Consider the following 17,646-nt stretch of genomic DNA (forward strand, 5'->3'; position numbering starts at 1 on the left):
GATTAGCACTGCCCTCCTCATCGGAGTATTCTTCCGGTTTAAGTGAAACTAAAAGCGCAGTTATTATTATCGGGAATATATAACCAGGATAGTTGGTAAATGGATTATTATAGGCAAAGTTTGTTAGCAATGATATCAACCAGTACAAATAGACACCGTGTGGTAATACGGTAGATGTCTTCTTATACAAACTAACCAACAGTAAAAAAGCACCGAAAACAAATACCAGTACGCCAACAAATCCATAATTTGAGAGAAGGTAAATGTACAAACTGTCTAGCGGAATCGCCGTTGTATTATCTTCAACCCCAACCATACCACTACCGTTCACAGCATAACCAGAGCCAAAGTAAATAGAGTAGGCTGAATCTAACACTTGCTCAATATAAAGAATACGCAAGAAAATACTGTTTTCGGCGTATGTATTTTCCTTTGAAGAAAACACTTCATATATAAATGTGTTAGTAACGGAAAGGAAAAAAACAATGGAAACAACAACAGTAATCCAAGTAATGAATCTCAACGCTCTCTGATTCGAGACAAGTCTATTAATAATCATATAAAGAACATAAATTACCATCATCACGAAAGCTGTTTTTGATGTAGAGCAAAGAATGCCTGCGATCATTAAGAATGTAAATAGCGCTCTTCGCTTGACTGAAACAAATGAGGCAAGAGCGAGGCCAAAGAAAAGATATTCACTGAGGCTGAAAGGTGTTGTCAATAAACCCAGAGCTCTTAAATAACCATCTGTAGTGCGTAAAACAAGGCCATTGTCTTTACCAAACGCGGTTAACATCGGGCCAGGATTGAACCCCAGAACCTGGAAAATAAGCTCTGCCGAGAAGAACTCAGCAATAGTGGCTAACGCATTAATCGAACAAAAAATAATATAAAACTTAATAAAAACAGATACTATGTTTTTTTTCTCTTCAGTGCTAAACATACTCGCTAACGCTGCGATCAATATTGCCGAAATTGCGAAGAGTTCAACTCGAAACTGTATAGCAATCCTTGTCATATCAAATTTTGAAAAGAGTAAGGTCGCCAAAATATACGAAAGGATAAAAAAACAAATCGCTAAAAGCGTTAGCATCAATGTGGTGAACTGCCTACCTGCCTTATATCCATTTGCAACAAAAAAGAAAATCATCAACAACGGAAATACTATCGAGAAGAAATCTTTATAGAGTAAGATCAAACGAGTAGTATTATAAGCAAAAATTGTAACCAGCCCATTTAATGAAGCTAATGCCAGGTACGTCAGAATAAAAAATATAAATATCTTTGAGGTTGATGTGTTCATTTTAGTTATTGTAAACCTCTACATATCGTTTCGCGATATTATCAATATCAAAACTCTCCACGACGCTGCGTTCTTTGTGCGTGCGTGTATCTTCAACTTTGAAAGAGTTTAGCGGCCTAACATTACTACTCATGGCAGCTATTTCTGAAATTCCCCCCATGAAATTAGTATAGACAATCTTCCCAGAAAGCGCACACTCCGCAACTGAACGCCCAAATGGTTCATTCCATTTTGTTGGCAGTATAACTGCATCAACATTTGCCATAAATTCTTCTACCGCAATAAAACCAAGCAGTTCAACATTTGACTTTTCCGCCAAAATTTTCATGGCATTACCTTCATCGCCATTAAACCTACCTGCCGCATAAAACTTGACATCTGCCCTATTCTTATATTCATCTGCAAGGCGACAGTATTCATCGAATCCTTTATCGCTAGTAAGGCGACCTATAAATCCGACTCTAAAAGTTGAACTTTCTCTATCTTCAAAGCGAAGCGGTTCTATCGGATTATAGATAACCGAACATCTATCTTCATTAAAAAATCCGTTTGTCGTATGCAAATCAGAAATATAACGACTGATTCCAACAAAACTGAAAACGGCTTTGCTCTTCCACTTTTTAAAAAATGAGAAAAACCTCACACTCAATTCTGACGTACTCATCACCTTGCCATGTTTGAACAAGGTCGAGTTAGGATGAAAGAGATAGTAATCTCTCGCGGTATGAACCAGTTTCACCTTACACTCTTTCACCGCATCCCACGCAGAAATTGAAAAACCGCCCAGGTTATTAGTATGCACAACGTCTGGAAGAAAGTTTTTTATTTCCTCTTTCACCGCATGCTTCATTGAGAAATTGTACTGATCTTTTGCATGCCATACTATTTTCTTCCATGGCGACACGTTCTCTCCGCCATATGGCCAATAGACATTACTGAGAGGCAAATAAGTGACCATTACATTATTAATGGTTTTACATTCTCGTTCGGATTTGTTATGCAATGTAACAACACTTACTGTATGCCCCATATTAGCGAGTTTTTCAGCTAATAACTGCACAGATACCTCTGCGCCTCCAACCTTATAAGGATGATAAAGTGTATTGATCATCATTATCTTCATTTCTTATACACCTTAAATATTCTATGTAAACATTTGACTGTCGTCTGAATGGTAATCAAAAATCATTCAAAATGAAGACAAATTTAAAAAAACAAATCGAATGTATTTATAAATGCATATATTTGCCGATTACATCCATTTTTCTTATTACAAATAGCAAATATATGAACATATGCCATACCGGTTTCCCGGTATGGCACTGATGTGTTGCTAACAACTATGCTTTATCGTTTGAACGATACTCATATTGATAGTAGCCATAATCACCATAGTAGCTGCTGGCCCGTTTCTCAACAGCATTCAGAATAACGCCTTTAACATCGATGCCATTTTGATTAAAGCGGCGAATACTCACCTCTATTTCTTTGACCGTGTTGGATGCGAAACGTGCGATCATCAGACTAGTCCCCGCCCTGTGCCCTATAATAGCGGCATCAGTAACTGCTAGAATAGGTGGCGTATCAATCATCACGATATCATAATTCTTACTCGCCCAATCAATCAGCTCATTGAAGCGTGCCCCCATGAGCAACTCTGAAGGATTTGGCGGTATCTGTCCACGCGGAATAAAATCCAGGTTTTCAATTTCTGTTTTGCGGACACTGTTAGCCATCGTGGTCTGAGCAGATAAGATATCAGATAAACCATTATGCCAATCGGTATTCAACAATGAGTGTGAATAGCCCTTACGCATATCAGCATCAATGACTAAAACACGTTGCCCAGCCTGAGCAATGACCGCGGCCAAGTTGATGCTGACGAAAGTTTTACCAATATTTGGGCTTGCACCACAGACCATCAGAACATTATTTTTAGCTTCGAGCATAGCGAAATGCAAACTGGTTCTTAAGCTTCGTACTGCCTCGATCGCCAAATCCGCAGGGTTCCCAACGGCCAACAACGTTTTTGAACGCGTGTTGGTTTTTTTATTGCCGCGCATCAACGTCTCTATGTCTTTTTTCTGTTGCCACTCAGACAACGGAATACTTGCATAAACGTTGATGCCTTGGTCTTCCAGCTGTTCTGGGCTTTCAATACCTCGATGCAGAACGCTTTTCAGCAGTACTACGGCAACGGAAGCGATCCCGCCAAGCAACGTAAAGATGATAACGATTAACGTCTTCTTCGGCTTAACCGGTTTCGGTTGAGTGACAGCGGTATCAATGATTCTGACATTACCCACGGTGCTCGCTTTCGTTATCGAAAGCTCTTGTTGACGGTTGAGCAACTGCATGTAAATCTCTTTACCAGCATCAACATCACGAGTTAAGCGCAAGATCTCCTGCTGTGTTTGCGGCATCTTACTGACTCGCTGGTTTAACTTATCTTTTTCCTTTTGCAGGGTTGCTCTTTTTTCCAATAAAGCACGATAAGCAGGGTGCTCTTTTGTGTATAATTTCGAAATTTCAGACTCTTTGAAAGTCAACTCATTAAGCTGAGCCTCAACCCCGACAATAGTATCAAGAACAGACTTTGCTTCCAAAGACAGATCAACAGAATCGTTCGCTTGGCGGAAACTGTTTAATTTGTCTTCAGCCGTATTTAAAGAATCGCGAACCTGCGGTAATTGTTCCTTCAAAAAAGCAAGGCTTTTGGCCGCTTCTTCTGATTTTCGCTCAACATTTTGGATCAAGTAATTATTGCTGATACTTTCAATAATTCTTTTGATTAGAACAGGATCATCCCCCATCAGGGTGAGTGAAAGAACCCCCGTGTCCTTACCTTTGTCTTCTACTGTAAGATCGTCAAGAAGTTGTACCGTTGCTGCCAGCGTTGTGAGCTTTTTGACATTAAACACTGTTCCTGGCTTCGCTGAGATTTCGCTAACCAACATAGAAACGCCGCTTGCATTCTCCAAGCGCCCAACTTTGCCTTGAAAGATTTTATCTTTATCTACGGTAACGACGTAGTTTTGATCATCAATAACTTCCAGCTCGATAGCACTCTCGACTAGAGGCTCAGCTACAGTGAGCCTGGATAAGGCAACCTGCCCCGGTTTATTACCCATGAGCCTTGCCCAACCGCGGCCAAAAATCGGAAAATATTTCTGAGTGACGACAGTATCTAAATGGAGATCTTCGACAGTTTTCCCCACGATCATGCGAGAGGAAATCAGTTCAATCTCTGTAGATGATGCTGGCAAAGAGTTAGGCAACATTTGGGACAGGTTACTTACCAGCATATTACCTTCGTTTTGCTCGACCTGAACAGTTGCATCAGCCTGGTATATAGGTGTCGCAAAAAGACTATATATAATGCCGATGACGGCAAATAATGATGTAATGCTAACAATTAACCATTTGTGATCGACTAGCGTCCCTAACAGCCGTCCAAAATCGATCTCGTCATTTTCCTTACTTGCCAAGGAACTCGTTCGGTTTTTATCAATCATTGTAATCTCTGTTTAGCGATTTAATGCTAGCGCCCACTTCTGAGCACCTTCAGCTAGTAGGCTATAGACGAATTCAAAAGCCTCAGAACTTTTGCGATAAGGATCTGGGATATCTTGTTGACCCAGCCAATGGGCAAATAGCATTGTTTTGCCTCTGACTTCAGGGGCTAGCCTGCAGACAGCATCAACATGTCCCTTTTCCATGACTAATATCAGATCATATTCACGGCACAATGCAGCTGTCAGCTGTTGTGCTTGGTGATTATCCAATGATAAATCATGCTTTCTAGCCACTTCTGCAGCCTGAGCATCAGCAGGCTTGCCAACCAAGGCAGAAATCCCGGCAGAGGCAATTTTCTTATGTGGCAGTTTTTCCTTCAACAGCCGTTCTCCTGTAGGAGAACGGCATATGTTGCCGACGCAAACGACCAGAATAGAATCAAACATCATCTTTTACCTTAACTACCAATTATGAATACGCTGTGTACCTTCGGTCAGGTTGTTGAAACCAACGATAGTCGGTAACAATTGGCTGACGACGCGGTTCCAACGAGCAATCGGTACGGTAGTTACGTATACAATGTCATATGGCTGAAGGTGAAACTCAGTCCCCATTACCATCGCAGTAGCATCAGACGCATTAAGTTGGTAGATATTGGCCAGCTTTTTACCTTCCATACCACGTAATGGTCTAATGACAAACACCCCCGTCGCATCGGCAAAGTTCTGATCCATTCCTTCAGCATTACCTAATGCTTCCGTTAGTGTCATACCGCTGCGATCCATTTTCAACGTAGTCTGTTTTTTCACTTCCCCCATAACGAAAACTTTTAAATCGTCATTACGGGGAATGTAGAGGATGTCGCCCGGATAAAGTAGGTGGTTTTGCGTCAAATCCCCCCTTTGCATCAAGGCTTGCAAAGAGATTCGCTGTTCTTTTCCATTATGTGTCAGAATGACATTACGCCAGTCTGCATTTTCTGAAAGCCCGCCAGCCGCATTGATTGCATCCATCACAGTAAGGGGAACGTTCGTGATCGGTTGCTGTCCCGACTTTGCTACTTCCCCCGTCACATACGCTTTTTGAGAGCGGAAAGCGGCGATACTCACATCAACCTGTGGGCTTTCGATGTATTGCGCCAATCGTCCTGCGATCTCATTTCTGACTTGGCTCATCGTTTTACCGGCAACTTTTATCTTACCGATATACGGATAAAAAATTGTACCGTCCGAATTCACCCAGTTACCCGTATCGCTGGCACTGCGATATTGCCCCGCCGGTGTAGTCAGTTCAGGGTGATCCCAGACAGTCACCATTAACACGTCGCCGATACCAATCCGGTATTCGTAATTTTGCAATTCACGCTCTAAGGACGAGTTTGGTTGCGCGACAACGGGTTTAGGTCTCATTTTCTCAACCAAACCAGGCGTCATTGGATAGACATTAACCAGATTGTCGATATCGAAATCACTATCTTGCTGTTTTACAACCTCTTTCCCACTAGTTGAAAGGTGAGAACCAGGCACGATTGTACAACCGCTGATTACACTGATCGATACCAAGAGCGGTATCAGTTTCCACTGTTTATTTGCCATCGAATTATCATCACTATCAAAGTAAAAAGTTTGCTGTACTGAGCCCTCCCGGCCAACCCTGGCACAGGCCGTTGTACTCGGAAAAGAATTTGTCGATGGGTTTCAATACTGATTAAACTTTCATTGAGCCCACGTTGAATCCCAATACGCTATGCTGGAAATGGCCTAAAAGCATTATTACACAATTACCTCGCAATAGCGCACGATTACCTCAATACGCACAGAGAGAAGTGATTTTGGAAAGCGCTATGCCTGGGCACAACGTTCCAGCCAAACGTATTTATAATGAAAGCCGTTCTGCCCATTCACGGAAAGCTTTGCCTTGAGTTGGGTGACGCAACCCATAAGTGACAAAAGCGCGAAGGTAACCCAGTTTTTCACCGCAGTTGAACGATTCACCCACCAGCTCTGTCGCCTCGACCGGTTTGCGTTTCAACAATTCTGCAATCGCATCGGTCAGTTGAATACGCCCCCAGGCTCCCGGTTCCGTGGTCTCCAGCAGCGGCCAAATATCGGCAGACAAGACATAGCGCCCTACCGCAGAGTAGTTGGATTCCAACTTGGTTTCCGGTGCCGGTTTTTCAATAATCGATGTGATACGGGCACTTTCGCCAGGTTTCAGATTGCTGGCCTCACACTCAACCACGGAATAATCATGCAGCACGTGTTCGTCTGCCTTTTGCACCAAAACCTGGCTCAGACCGGTCTGCTCAAAGCGCGCAATCATGTGTGACAGGTTGTCTTTCTTCAAATCGGCCTTTGCGTCATCCAGCAAGATGTCCGGCAACAGAACGACAAATGGAGAATCACCGACCAACGGTTTAGCGCAGAGAACGGCATGTCCCAGTCCTTTTGGCTGCCCCTGGCGAATGTGCATCAGCGTTACGCCTTTTGGCGTTATCGACTGTACCTCATCCAGCAGTTGCCGTTTCACGCGTGCCTCCAGCATCGCCTCCAGCTCGAATGAGGTATCGAAATGGTTTTCAATGGCGTTCTTGGAAGAATGCGTCACCAGGATGATCTCTTTAATCCCCGCCGCGACGCATTCGTTGACAATGTATTGAATCAACGGTTTATCAACGATTGGCAACATCTCTTTCGGAATCGCTTTGGTCGCCGGCAGCATACGCATGCCCAATCCGGCAACGGGAATAACCGCTTTCAACTTCGTCATGGTAGACCTCATTCAATCTCGTGATCGCTTTCAGCCGCAGTGGCGACAGCCTGTTACTTTCCCAACGTCTGCTTCAACCAGCGGGTGAAGTTTTCGCCTTCGGAACCGTGACGCACCCCATACTGCACAAACGCCTTCATATAGCCAAGCTTGTCACCACAATCATGGGACTTACCGCTCATATGGAACGCTTCCACCGTTTGTTCATCCATCAGCATCGCAATCGCATCGGTCAGTTGAATCTCATCACCCGCGCCGGGAGGGGTTTTCTCAAGTAACGGCCAAATATCGGCGGCAAGCACATACCGGCCGACGACGGCCAGGTTGGAAGGGGCATCCTCGCGGGCCGGCTTCTCAACCACCGCCGTCATCGGTGCGCTTTCTCCCGCTGCGATCGTCGCACCTGCGCAATCTACCACACCGTATTTGGACACATCTTGTTCCGGCACAGGTTCAACCATGATTTGGCTGTAACCCGTATCGCCAAAACGTTGGATCATTTTAGCCAGATTTTCTTTGCGCAGATCCGCCGTAGAATCATCCAGCAAAACATCCGGAAGCAGCACCACGAAAGGAGAATCACCTACCATAGGTTTGGCGCACAGCACCGCATGCCCCAACCCTTTCGCCTGTCCCTGACGCACCTGCATCACGGTAACGTCCGGCGGACAAATGCTTTGCACTTCGCTCAGGAGCTGGCGCTTCACACGCGCTTCGAGCATCGCCTCCAGCTCAAACGAAGTGTCAAAATGGTTTTCAATCGCGTTTTTCGATGAATGCGTGACCAATACGATATCTTTAATCCCCGCCGCCACGCATTCAGCAACAATGTACTGGATTAAGGGCTTATCGACCACGGGCAACATTTCTTTAGGGATAGCCTTGGTCGCCGGCAACATACGGGTTCCCAAGCCCGCAACGGGGATCACTGCCTTAAGTCTTGTTTGCATTTTCATTCCAATTCATCGTAGCGCTGCATTCATCTGTGCAGCGTGAACAAGGGGATTCAATCGGGCACGCTACCGCCCTTGGCTTGCAGCTACCAAAGTACTGTTAATGGCGTATCCCCCCACGTCATTGCATGAGCCAGGCAATTTTTATGCAAAGCGGCACTCATTCTTAGTTTGAACTGTCATGCTGTTCACAAAAAAATAAAAAAAACGGTGCCTTTATAACCAAACAATGTTAGTTACTGCCGTTATATGACTAAGATTCTTATACTAATGTCTAAGTGATACAAGCCTTAGATCCCCCCAGTCAGACGTTTTCAGAATAAGACTACTCGTGCCGCATACCGATAAGAATCATAGTCAAAGAAAATTGTTTTAATGTTTTGATTTAAATAAATTTAATAAGGCGTTTCTTTTCTGAGCGCATGGCATCCCGGTAGATATTTGCTCCCCAGGCCCGTGATTCCTTTGGCCGCTCGGCGCCGATCGATGTTTATGGTAATCCTCCTGTTCTGAACCACATCCACCCGATTAAAGTTGAATTTTGCCGCCTCAACGCCCATCATTCCCGTGCGGCATAAGCCGTAGAACTTACAGGTGAAATTGGGCGTATGGAATGGATCGCTGATCCAACAATTTGGGCCGGCCTGGCCACTTTGGTCGTGCTGGAAATCGTGCTGGGTATAGACAACCTTGTCTTCATCGCCATTCTGGCGGACAAATTACCAAAACAACAAAGAGATAAGGCCCGTGTCGTCGGTTTATTGCTGGCGCTGGTCATGCGTCTGGCGCTGCTCGCCTCCATCTCGTGGCTGGCGACGCTGACCAAACCGATGTTCATCGTCGCGGAGCACCCCTTCAGCGGCCGCGATCTGATCATGCTGGTCGGCGGGATATTCCTGCTGTTCAAAGCCACCATGGAGCTCAATGAGCGGCTGGAAGGCAAGGACGAAGAGCAGCACGGCGCGCGCAAAGGCGCACGTTTCTGGCCGGTCGTGGCGCAGATCGTGGTGCTGGACGCCGTTTTCTCGCTCGACTCGGTGATCACCGCGGTGGGGATGGTCGATCACCTGGCGGTGATGATGATCGCGGTCTGTATCGCCATCGGTCTGATGCTGCTGGCCAGCAAACCGCTGACGCGCTTCGTCAACGCGCACCCGACTATCGTTATCCTGTGCCTGAGTTTCCTGCTGATGATTGGCTTTAGCCTGGTGGCGGAGGGCTTCGGCTATCACATTCCTAAAGGCTACCTCTACGCGGCGATCGGCTTCTCGGTCATGATCGAAGCGCTGAACCAGCTGGCGCAGTTCAACCGCCGTCGCTTCCTGTCGAAGGTCCGGCCACTACGTGAACGCACCGCCGAAGCGGTGCTGCGCATGCTGAGCGGCAAACATGAAGAAGCGGAAGTCGACAGCCATTCCGCCAACCTGCTGGCGGACAGCGACAGCGAAAACGGCGAGATCTTCAATCAGCAAGAGCGGCGCATGATCGAACGCGTACTCGGCATGGCGCAGCGCACGGTCAGTAGCATCATGACCTCGCGTCACGACGTCGAATACCTTGAGCTGAACGATCCGCAGGAAAAGCTGACGCAGTTGCTGGAACGTAATCAGCACACGCGCATCGTGGTGGTGGAAAGCAGCGCCAGCGACGAACCGCTGGGCGTGATCCACACCATCGACGTTCTCAAACAGCAACTGGCACAGGCGCCGCTGGATCTGCGTGCGCTGATACGCCAACCGTTGATCTTCCCGGAGCAGCTCACGCTGTTAAGCGCCCTGGAGCAATTCCGCCAGGCGCAGACGCACTTCGCCTTCGTGGTCGATGAGTTCGGCTCCGTCGAAGGCGTCGTCACCCTGACGGACGTGATGGAAACCATCGCCGGCAACCTGCCGGAGGCCGGTGAAGAGGTGGACGCACGCCACGACATTCAGCAAAACGAGGACGGCAGCTGGATCGCCAACGGCTATATGCCGCTGGAAGATCTGGTGTTGTACCTGCCGATGCCGCTGGAAGAAAAGCGCGAATACCATACGCTGGCGGGGCTGTTGATGGAACACAGCCAGCGCGTGCCGCAAGAAGGAGAACAAATCAAGATCGGTGACTACCTGTTCGAACCATTGGAGGTCAACAGCCACCGCATCCTGAAAGTGAAGATCACCCCGCCTCCTCCACCGGAGGAGTACGAGGTTTAACATCGAGGCCGGGCATCGCCCGGCCTTCCTTTACTGGGGAACCAGCAGCTCCGTCGCCACAATCACCACCACCAACCCGACAATTACCGGCACTGAAGTACGCTTCACCACATCAAACGGCGAGATTTTCGCCATGCCGGAGACCGCCACCACCACGCCGGAAACCGGCGACAGCGTACGGCCGAGATTCGAGGCCTGCAGCATCGGGATCACCAGATAGGCAGGATTCACGCCCATCTGTGCCGCCAGTTTCGGGATCAGTTCGACAAACGCATAGAACGGCGCATTGCCGGAGCCGGTTGTCATGGCCGCCAGCATGGTGATCACCACCAACACCAGCATCATGATCAAACCGCCGGTACCGAACGACTGCGCCAACCCGATCAACCCGCTGATAAAGCCGACGGTGCTCAACCCTTGCGCGAAGACACCCGCGGCCACCAACAGCATCACCACGCTGGCGAAAGCGTCCGCCATACCGCGATACGCCACTTCCAGGCCGCTGAATACCTGTTTGGCGCTGAAGCTGCGCACAAACTCGATCGCTGCCGCCAACAGTATGCACCCTACCAGCACGGTAATAATGTGCAGTTCCGGCCCCCATTTACCGTCGAAGATCAGCACGCCGAGGATCGGCGTAAACGGCAATATCGCGTAGAACCCCGGCGCATGGGTTTTGATCTCGCTGACGTCCATAATGTGGTGCTGTTCATCACTCTTCTTATCGAGATAACGCTGCCAGAAAAAGTGCGCTACGGCCATGCAGACGATGGCGGCAATCGAGATAGGCAGCGTGGTTTTGAACGCGAAGTCCACCAGCGGCATTTCCGCCGCCTTGGCTGCCAGTACCACGTCGCCGGAAGTCGGCGCCAGGATAATCGCCGCCGGCGAAGCGCAAATGGCCGCAGCGGCGCCGCGGCTAATGCCAACGTTCACCATCAATGGGAACAGCGTCGCCATCAGCAATACGCCGAGTCCAGTAGCGGAAGAGACCGCCAATGACATCAGGCAAGCGACAAAATAGGCCGCCACCATCAGCAGATAAGGCGAATTGATCATCTGCAATGGGCGCGAGGCCAGCTTGACGACCACGTCGTTGGCGCCGATATGCGTCATATAGGCGGCGAAACCGCACAGCATCATGATCATCATGCCCAGATCGCCGCCGCGGCTCATCAGCAAAATCTTGACGTACTCGATCATATCGGTCGCGCGCCAGCCGGTAGATGCGGCGCCGGACGGCAACAGCGTTTTCCCCATCAGGGCGCTGATGCCAAGCAGCAGCAGCCCTCCCACCATCAAGACGCCCGTGGCGGAATACCCTTTGATGATGTAACGGCCCACGCCCGCCGCCACCGCCGCGCCAATAAGAAGCTCTATCATGTTTCCTCAACTCGTCATTTTTTCGCGCTTAGGCGCATAGTCATAGCAGAATGCGCCCTTACTCTGCACAAATTGAGCGCGGGTCTTCATGACCTTCATCAAGGTAACGGAGGGAAATTATCGCGGGAAACGTCGATACTGACGCGGGCCGCAAGACGGCCCGCGTCAGGAGGGATTACAGCTTGTCGAGCAGCTTTTTCAGATCCTGACCCTCGCGCGAATCCTTGTTCTTTTCAGCCCATTTGTTCAGCGCATCTTTGGCCCGATCGTGCAGCGTTTTACGCAGCACCTGATCGACCTGCAGTTGGTAATTCAGCTGTTGCCAAGGCCCATAGACCCGCAGCGGGATCGGCGTTTTTTGCAGTTGCTCGATCAGTTCGCCGCGCCCTTGCCAACCGCCAGTGACGCGCACATTAAGCGCCATATCGCACTGTTTTCCCGGCATATCGATACTGCCGGCGCCGGTCAGCGCCAGCAACGGCGAATCCGCCGTCAGGCTGCTGAGCTTGACAGTGCCTTGGCTCAGGCTGGCCCGCGCCGAGACGCTTTTGACTTCGGTATAGCGCTGATAGCTGTCTTGCCCGCGCACGCTGTTATCGTTGCGCGCCACCGCCTGTTGGATCAATTGCTGAATGTTCAGGCCGTGCAGCTGCGCATCCTGCATCGCCAGCTGCGCCGTACCGCTCCAACGGTGCTCAAATGACTCTGAAGAAAGACGATCGCCGGTCAAATCCCCTTTCATGCTGAATTTTCCGGTCAGCATCTGCGGCATCTCGAAGGCTTTGAGCACCGCGCCGAGCTCAACCTGGTTCAGGGTCGGCTGCACGTTTATCACCGGTTTATTGCCGCGTGCGTCGAGCGATCCCGGCAAAGAGAAATCACCGCCGGCCAATTGCCCGGCAAGTTTATGCAGCGTCAGCAGGCCGCGTTGATTATCTGCCGCGACGGCTAACTGGGTAACGTTCATACCGCGGTAGGTCAACTGCGCCGCCTGCAGATTCAACTGTGCATTGAAATCGCGCAGCGCCTCCAGGTTCTGCTGCCGATCGTCGACCTGGCTGGCGATCACCGGCGCGGCGGTCACGGCGGGCTGTTCGGCGGTATTGGTGCTGGATTGCCAACCGGAAAGCGCGTCAAGATCGAGATTAGCCGAATTCAGGTTCACCACATAGCCGGGCACCGCTCCCAGGCTGGCGCTGATATCGCCGGTCAACTGGCTGTTATTGGCGCTGACGTTCAGTTGGGTGACGGCAATGTGCGCCGGCGTCTGTTGATAGACCACCTGAGCATTCCCCTCGCCTTGAATACCGCCGTTCGGAATATCCGCTCCCACCAATTGGTAATTGAACTGGGTCACCTTGGCGCCGATCTGGTGCGGGAACTGCTGCAGATCGATATCGGCCGCCATGCTGAAGGCCAGGTCGCGCTGATCGCGGTTGACCCGGCTGGAAATGTCCAGCTGCGCCTGCCGTTTCTCCGTTTGCTGCAGGGTAAGATTGATGTCCCGGACATTGATTTGCGCGTTGTCGGCGCGCTGCCAAATCAGCAAGCTGTCCACGACGCGCAAGTTATCGATGTCGAACTTCCAGGCCGTGTCTGCCGCATCAGCGCCGCTGCCGGCCGGCGCAATCGGGGCGTCCACTTGCGAGTGCTCTTCACTGTCGGGCGTGAGGCGAATGACGGCATTTTTCAACATCACCTGTTTCACAAACAGCTGATGCGACAGCAGCGGCAACAGTTTGACGTCAAGGCGCATGTTTTCCGCGCTCACCACCGGCGCCTTGGCGCCCGGCGCGGTCAGCGTCATGCGCCCGGCCAAAATACTGAGCTGCGGCCAGATATGCCAACGCAGGTCGCCTTCAAGCGTTAGCTGGTAGCCGCTCTTCTGCTCGACCTTTTTGACCATGTAACCGCGAAAATCATTCGGATTGACCAGCAGTACCAGCGCGGACATTCCCGCCACCACGACCACCAGTAAAATCGCCAATGTCGTCAGTAATCTTCTCATGCCACCCTCTTGTCAGCGCCACACCGACGGTGCATCTCGCGCCGTTAGTCCTTGTCGATTCGACTGGCTACTGCGCCCTGCTGATCGCGATATTTTGCGTCCTGCCGGCTGTTATATGGCCGGGCCGCCGGGCCGGACAACGGCTCAAAGCTCAAGGCGCCAATCAGCATCCCCGGCCGCAGCGCCAGCGGCAGCTTGCCGGAGTTGTAAAACTCCAGCACGATGCGCCCGTGCCAGCCCGGATCGATCCGGTGCGCGGTGACGTGCACCATCAGCCCCAGACGCGCCAGAGAAGAACGGCCGTCGAGCCAACCCACGAGATCGTTCGGCAGCGTCACGGATTCGAACGTCACCGCCAGGGCCAGTTCGCCGGGATGAAGGAAGAACGCCTCGCCTTCCGGCAGGACAATCTCGTCGCTCATCACGCGATCCAGCGCGGCGCTGACTTCATCTTTCGGCCCGCTGAGATCGATAAACGGCGCGGTATGGCCGCGGAACACGCGGAACTGATTGCCCAAACGGACATCTACTGTGGCCCCGTTGATGCGTTCGAGCGGTGGGCGCGGCGAAATCACCAGTTTCTCGCTATCCAGCCAGGCTTCTATATCGCGGTCGCACAGTCTCATGTCTTTCTTCTCCATCAAAACGCGTAACTAAACAAAAATTGCCACACAACGGGCGAAAGGTCTACGCCAGGGTGCAAATAGTTGGCCGTCGGCCGGAAATGCGCATTTCCGGCCATTAAGCGGCATTATTCAAAGAATTGGCTGATTTTGGCTTTCAGAATATCGATCGCGATGCGGTTTTTGCCGCCGCGCGGAACGATGATATCGGCGTATTGTTTGGAAGGTTCGATAAACTGCAGGAACATCGGGCGCACGGTCTTCTGGTATTGCGCCATCACCGAATCCATCGAGCGGCCGCGCTCGTTGACGTCGCGCTTCATGCGGCGCATCAGGCAGATATCCAGCGGCGTGTCGACGAAGATCGAGAAGTTCATCTCCTGGCGCAAACGGATATCCGTCAGCAGCAAGATCCCTTCCAGAATGATCACTTTTTTAGGTTCCAGGTGGACGGTTTCTTTCTTGCGCGTGTGTTCGGTGTAGCTGTACAGCGGCAGCTCGATCGCCTTACCGGCCTTCAGCATCTGCAGATGCTGGAACAGCAGGTTGTGATCCATGGCGCTCGGGTGGTCATAGTTGGTTTTGACCCGTTCTTCCATGGTCAGGTGAGTCTGGTCTTTATAGTAACTGTCTTCTGGAATAACGCCGATGTGCTCATCGCCGACTTGCTCGCGGAGTTCGCGGTACAACGTGCTGGCGATAAGGCTTTTTCCGGAGGCAGATGCGCCAGCTATACCAATAATGACGCACTGATGCGGATTGTCAGTCATAAAATTAAAGACCTGATTTCATAGTGTGAAGGGGGGAACTAAAACGCGACAATTATAGGGAGTCGCCGGGGATTGCGCCACTGTATATTGCGCGGCGGCGGGCGAATTCGGGCTACCACGCCACGGGCACGCGGCATTTTAAGAATCTCGCGGCTAGGGCAACGCACCGTAACGGGTTACACTCCCCGGCGCTGACTTTTGCTCCCCGCCCCCCTTTCATCGGAGATTGATGTGCTGGATTGGTATTTTCTGACTTTTTTCGGCGACAGCATGTTGCTGCTGCCCTGCGCGCTGATTCTGTTTTTATTGCTGCTCATGTCTCCCGCCACCCGCGCGGCGGGTTGGCAGTGGGCGCTGATCTTCGGGTTCACCGGCGGGGTGGTCTGCCTGTCCAAACTGGCCTTTATGGGCTGGGGCATCGGCAGCGAGCGCTATGATTTCACCGGATTCAGCGGTCATTCCGCCCTCGCGGCCAGCATCTGGCCGCCACTGCTGTGGACGTTGACCGGCCGATTTTCCCACCCGATACGTAGCATCGCTTTGCTGACCGGGTGGATATTGCCTTTCGCCATCGGCGTTTCGCGGCTGGAAATTCGCGTGCATTCGGTATCCGAGGTGATCAGCGGGCTGATTTTAGGCTACCTGGCCAGCGCCCTGTTCCTGCGGTTGCAGCGGAGCAAAACGCGCCCGCATCTCTCCTGGTCACACTTCGCCATCGCGCTGGCCTTGCCGTTGGCGCTGATGGGGCAGCGGCAGCCGGCCCCCACCCAGGGATTGTTGGAGCATATCGCCAAAACGCTGGCGCAGATCGAACGCCCTTATACCCGTGCCGACCTGCACAAGCCTACCCCTATCCGATAAAAAAACCCGGCGCTTAAGCCGGGTTCTTTCACTGCCGCAAACAGATTACAGCGCGCGGAAGGCAATCTCCGTCGGGATCGCTTCACCCTGCCAATACATCTGCGCCGCCACACGGCCGGCCAGTTGACGATACATGTCGGCGAATTCGCTGTCCGGACGGCTGATCACCGTCGGCGTACCGCGATCCAGGTCTTCGCGCAGCGAGATATGCAGCGGCATCTGCCCCAGCAGACGGCTGTTATATTTCTGCACCAACTTCTCGGCGCCGCCGGTGCCAAAGATCGGCTCATGGTGGCCGCAGTTACTGCAGATGTGCACGCTCATATTTTCCACGATGCCCAGCACCGGCACATGCACTTTCTCGAACATCACGATGCCCTTGGCGGCATCCAGCAGGGCGATATCCTGAGGCGTGGTGACCACCAGCGCGCCGGTCACCGGAATGTTCTGCGACAGCGTCAGCTGGATGTCGCCGGTGCCCGGCGGCATGTCCAGCACCAGATAATCCAGATCCGGCCACAGCGTATCCTGCAGCAGCTGCATCAGCGCCTTGCTGGCCATCGGGCCGCGCCACACCATGGCGTTGTCGTCGGTCACCAGATAACCGATGGAGTTGGTCGCCAGGCCGTGCGCCATGATCGGCGCCATGTGCTGCCCGTCCGGCGAAGTCGGCCGCTCATGTTCGGTGCCCAGCATATTGGGGATCGACGGGCCATAAATGTCGGCATCCAGAATGCCGACCTTGGCGCCTTCGGCGGCCAGCGCCAACGCCAGGTTGACGGCAGTGCTGGATTTCCCCACCCCGCCTTTGCCGGAGCTGACGGCGATGATGTTGCGCACGCCTTTGATCCCGGCCTGGCCGTTGGCGCGTTTCAGCGTCGTGATATCGTGTTTCAGCTTCCAGTCGATGGCGGCGGCGCCGGTCACGCGCAACAGCTCAGGGCCGACGCTCGCCTGCAGCGCTTCAAAACCGCTCTGCCAGGCAAACGGCATCGTCAGTTCGATATGCAGTACGTCGTCCAATAATGCGCAGTGATGAATAGCCTTCAGCGCAGTCAGGTTGTTTTTCAACGTCGGGTGTTCAAAGGCGGCCAGTACACCGGTCACCAGGGCGCGCAGAACTTCGGGGTTGGTCTGCTCAGGGGATTTTGCGTTCATCCCGGCTCCTTGATTTTGAATGAGTCGCTTCCGGCTAAGCATATCAGAACTGCCCGGTAGCTGGCGCGTATAACCTGTAAGAAACCGCCCTAGCAGCGAAGGGCGCG

Annotated in this window: 14 protein-coding genes; 2 read left to right on the plus strand and 12 right to left on the minus strand. The window is 51.4% G+C overall.

What is annotated here, in order from left to right; all coding sequences use genetic code 11:
* The 7 genes from JL05_RS20590 to galU (JL05_RS20615) form a co-directional block, all read right to left on the minus strand.
* Window positions 1–1,306: hypothetical protein (locus tag JL05_RS20590; RefSeq protein WP_033633702.1), on the minus strand; the 1,306-nt coding region annotated here is incomplete at its 3' end.
* A 1-nt stretch (window position 1,307) separates the two neighbouring features.
* Window positions 1,308–2,420 (minus strand): glycosyltransferase family 4 protein, encoded by a 1,113-nt coding sequence (locus JL05_RS20595; RefSeq protein ID WP_228392563.1) that lies wholly within the window; start codon window positions 2,418–2,420, stop codon window positions 1,308–1,310.
* A gap of 226 nt (window positions 2,421–2,646) precedes the next feature.
* The gene (gene wzc / locus JL05_RS20600) at window positions 2,647–4,821 is read right to left on the minus strand and encodes a tyrosine-protein kinase Wzc (RefSeq protein ID WP_033633703.1); all 2,175 of its coding nucleotides are present in this window, start codon (window positions 4,819–4,821) and stop codon (window positions 2,647–2,649) included.
* A 12-nt stretch (window positions 4,822–4,833) separates the two neighbouring features.
* A complete protein-coding gene (locus JL05_RS25045; protein ID WP_044032106.1) occupies window positions 4,834–5,268 on the minus strand; it encodes an arsenate reductase/protein-tyrosine-phosphatase family protein in 435 nt (144 codons plus the stop codon).
* 15 nt (window positions 5,269–5,283) lie between these two features.
* Window positions 5,284–6,417: a polysaccharide export protein gene (locus tag JL05_RS20605; RefSeq protein ID WP_025302165.1), complete on the minus strand. Its 1,134-nt coding sequence runs from the start codon at window positions 6,415–6,417 to the stop codon at window positions 5,284–5,286.
* Window positions 6,418–6,697: 280 nt separating this feature from the next.
* Window positions 6,698–7,591: a UTP--glucose-1-phosphate uridylyltransferase GalU gene (gene galU / locus JL05_RS20610; RefSeq protein WP_033633704.1), complete on the minus strand. Its 894-nt coding sequence runs from the start codon at window positions 7,589–7,591 to the stop codon at window positions 6,698–6,700.
* A 53-nt stretch (window positions 7,592–7,644) separates the two neighbouring features.
* A complete protein-coding gene (gene galU, locus JL05_RS20615; protein ID WP_033634124.1) occupies window positions 7,645–8,541 on the minus strand; it encodes a UTP--glucose-1-phosphate uridylyltransferase GalU in 897 nt (298 codons plus the stop codon).
* A 611-nt stretch (window positions 8,542–9,152) separates the two neighbouring features.
* Between galU (JL05_RS20615) and JL05_RS20620 the strand changes: the two genes are divergently transcribed.
* Window positions 9,153–10,736: a TerC family protein gene (locus JL05_RS20620; protein WP_033633706.1), complete on the plus strand. Its 1,584-nt coding sequence runs from the start codon at window positions 9,153–9,155 to the stop codon at window positions 10,734–10,736.
* Between the two features lie 30 nt (window positions 10,737–10,766).
* Here the strand turns inward: JL05_RS20620 and dcuC are convergent, their stop codons facing one another.
* The 4 genes from dcuC to udk all read right to left on the minus strand — a co-directional run bounded on the left by dcuC (window position 10,767) and on the right by udk (window position 15,520).
* Window positions 10,767–12,119, minus strand: coding sequence for an anaerobic C4-dicarboxylate transporter DcuC (gene dcuC / locus JL05_RS20625; RefSeq protein WP_015377222.1), 1,353 nt, complete (start codon window positions 12,117–12,119; stop codon window positions 10,767–10,769).
* A 175-nt stretch (window positions 12,120–12,294) separates the two neighbouring features.
* Window positions 12,295–14,127 (minus strand): outer membrane assembly protein AsmA, encoded by a 1,833-nt coding sequence (asmA, locus tag JL05_RS20630; RefSeq protein WP_033633707.1) that lies wholly within the window; start codon window positions 14,125–14,127, stop codon window positions 12,295–12,297.
* A gap of 44 nt (window positions 14,128–14,171) precedes the next feature.
* The gene (gene dcd / locus JL05_RS20635; RefSeq protein ID WP_004938917.1) at window positions 14,172–14,753 is read right to left on the minus strand and encodes a dCTP deaminase; all 582 of its coding nucleotides are present in this window, start codon (window positions 14,751–14,753) and stop codon (window positions 14,172–14,174) included.
* A 125-nt stretch (window positions 14,754–14,878) separates the two neighbouring features.
* The gene (gene udk / locus JL05_RS20640) at window positions 14,879–15,520 is read right to left on the minus strand and encodes a uridine kinase (RefSeq protein ID WP_004938922.1); all 642 of its coding nucleotides are present in this window, start codon (window positions 15,518–15,520) and stop codon (window positions 14,879–14,881) included.
* A 231-nt stretch (window positions 15,521–15,751) separates the two neighbouring features.
* On the opposite strand from udk, the gene JL05_RS20645 reads away from it, so the two are divergent.
* A complete protein-coding gene (locus JL05_RS20645) occupies window positions 15,752–16,381 on the plus strand; it encodes a phosphatase PAP2 family protein (RefSeq protein WP_033633708.1) in 630 nt (209 codons plus the stop codon).
* 45 nt (window positions 16,382–16,426) lie between these two features.
* Here the strand turns inward: JL05_RS20645 and apbC are convergent, their stop codons facing one another.
* Window positions 16,427–17,539 (minus strand): iron-sulfur cluster carrier protein ApbC, encoded by a 1,113-nt coding sequence (gene apbC, locus JL05_RS20650; RefSeq protein ID WP_033633709.1) that lies wholly within the window; start codon window positions 17,537–17,539, stop codon window positions 16,427–16,429.
* Window positions 17,540–17,646 lie beyond the last annotated feature (107 nt).

Origin of the sequence: Serratia nematodiphila DZ0503SBS1 (assembly GCF_000738675.1) — a bacterium.
In the GTDB taxonomy this organism is placed as follows: Bacteria; Pseudomonadota; Gammaproteobacteria; order Enterobacterales; family Enterobacteriaceae; genus Serratia; species Serratia nematodiphila.

Bases quoted from the DNA above. Each gene is read 5' to 3' on its own strand.
- JL05_RS20595 (WP_228392563.1), bottom strand. From the start codon at position 2,420: ATGATGATCAATACACTTTATCATCCTTATAAGGTTGGAGGCGCAGAG.
- wzc (WP_033633703.1), bottom strand. From the start codon at position 4,821: ATGATTGATAAAAACCGAACGAGTTCCTTGGCAAGTAAGGAAAATGAC.
- JL05_RS25045 (WP_044032106.1), bottom strand. From the start codon at position 5,268: ATGTTTGATTCTATTCTGGTCGTTTGCGTCGGCAACATATGCCGTTCT.
- JL05_RS20605 (WP_025302165.1), bottom strand. From the start codon at position 6,417: ATGGCAAATAAACAGTGGAAACTGATACCGCTCTTGGTATCGATCAGT.
- galU (WP_033633704.1), bottom strand. From the start codon at position 7,591: ATGACGAAGTTGAAAGCGGTTATTCCCGTTGCCGGATTGGGCATGCGT.
- galU (WP_033634124.1), bottom strand. From the start codon at position 8,541: ATGCAAACAAGACTTAAGGCAGTGATCCCCGTTGCGGGCTTGGGAACC.
- JL05_RS20620 (WP_033633706.1), top strand. From the start codon at position 9,153: ATGGAATGGATCGCTGATCCAACAATTTGGGCCGGCCTGGCCACTTTG.
- dcuC (WP_015377222.1), bottom strand. From the start codon at position 12,119: ATGATAGAGCTTCTTATTGGCGCGGCGGTGGCGGCGGGCGTGGGCCGT.
- asmA (WP_033633707.1), bottom strand. From the start codon at position 14,127: ATGAGAAGATTACTGACGACATTGGCGATTTTACTGGTGGTCGTGGTG.
- dcd (WP_004938917.1), bottom strand. From the start codon at position 14,753: ATGAGACTGTGCGACCGCGATATAGAAGCCTGGCTGGATAGCGAGAAA.
- udk (WP_004938922.1), bottom strand. From the start codon at position 15,520: ATGACTGACAATCCGCATCAGTGCGTCATTATTGGTATAGCTGGCGCA.
- apbC (WP_033633709.1), bottom strand. From the start codon at position 17,539: ATGAACGCAAAATCCCCTGAGCAGACCAACCCCGAAGTTCTGCGCGCC.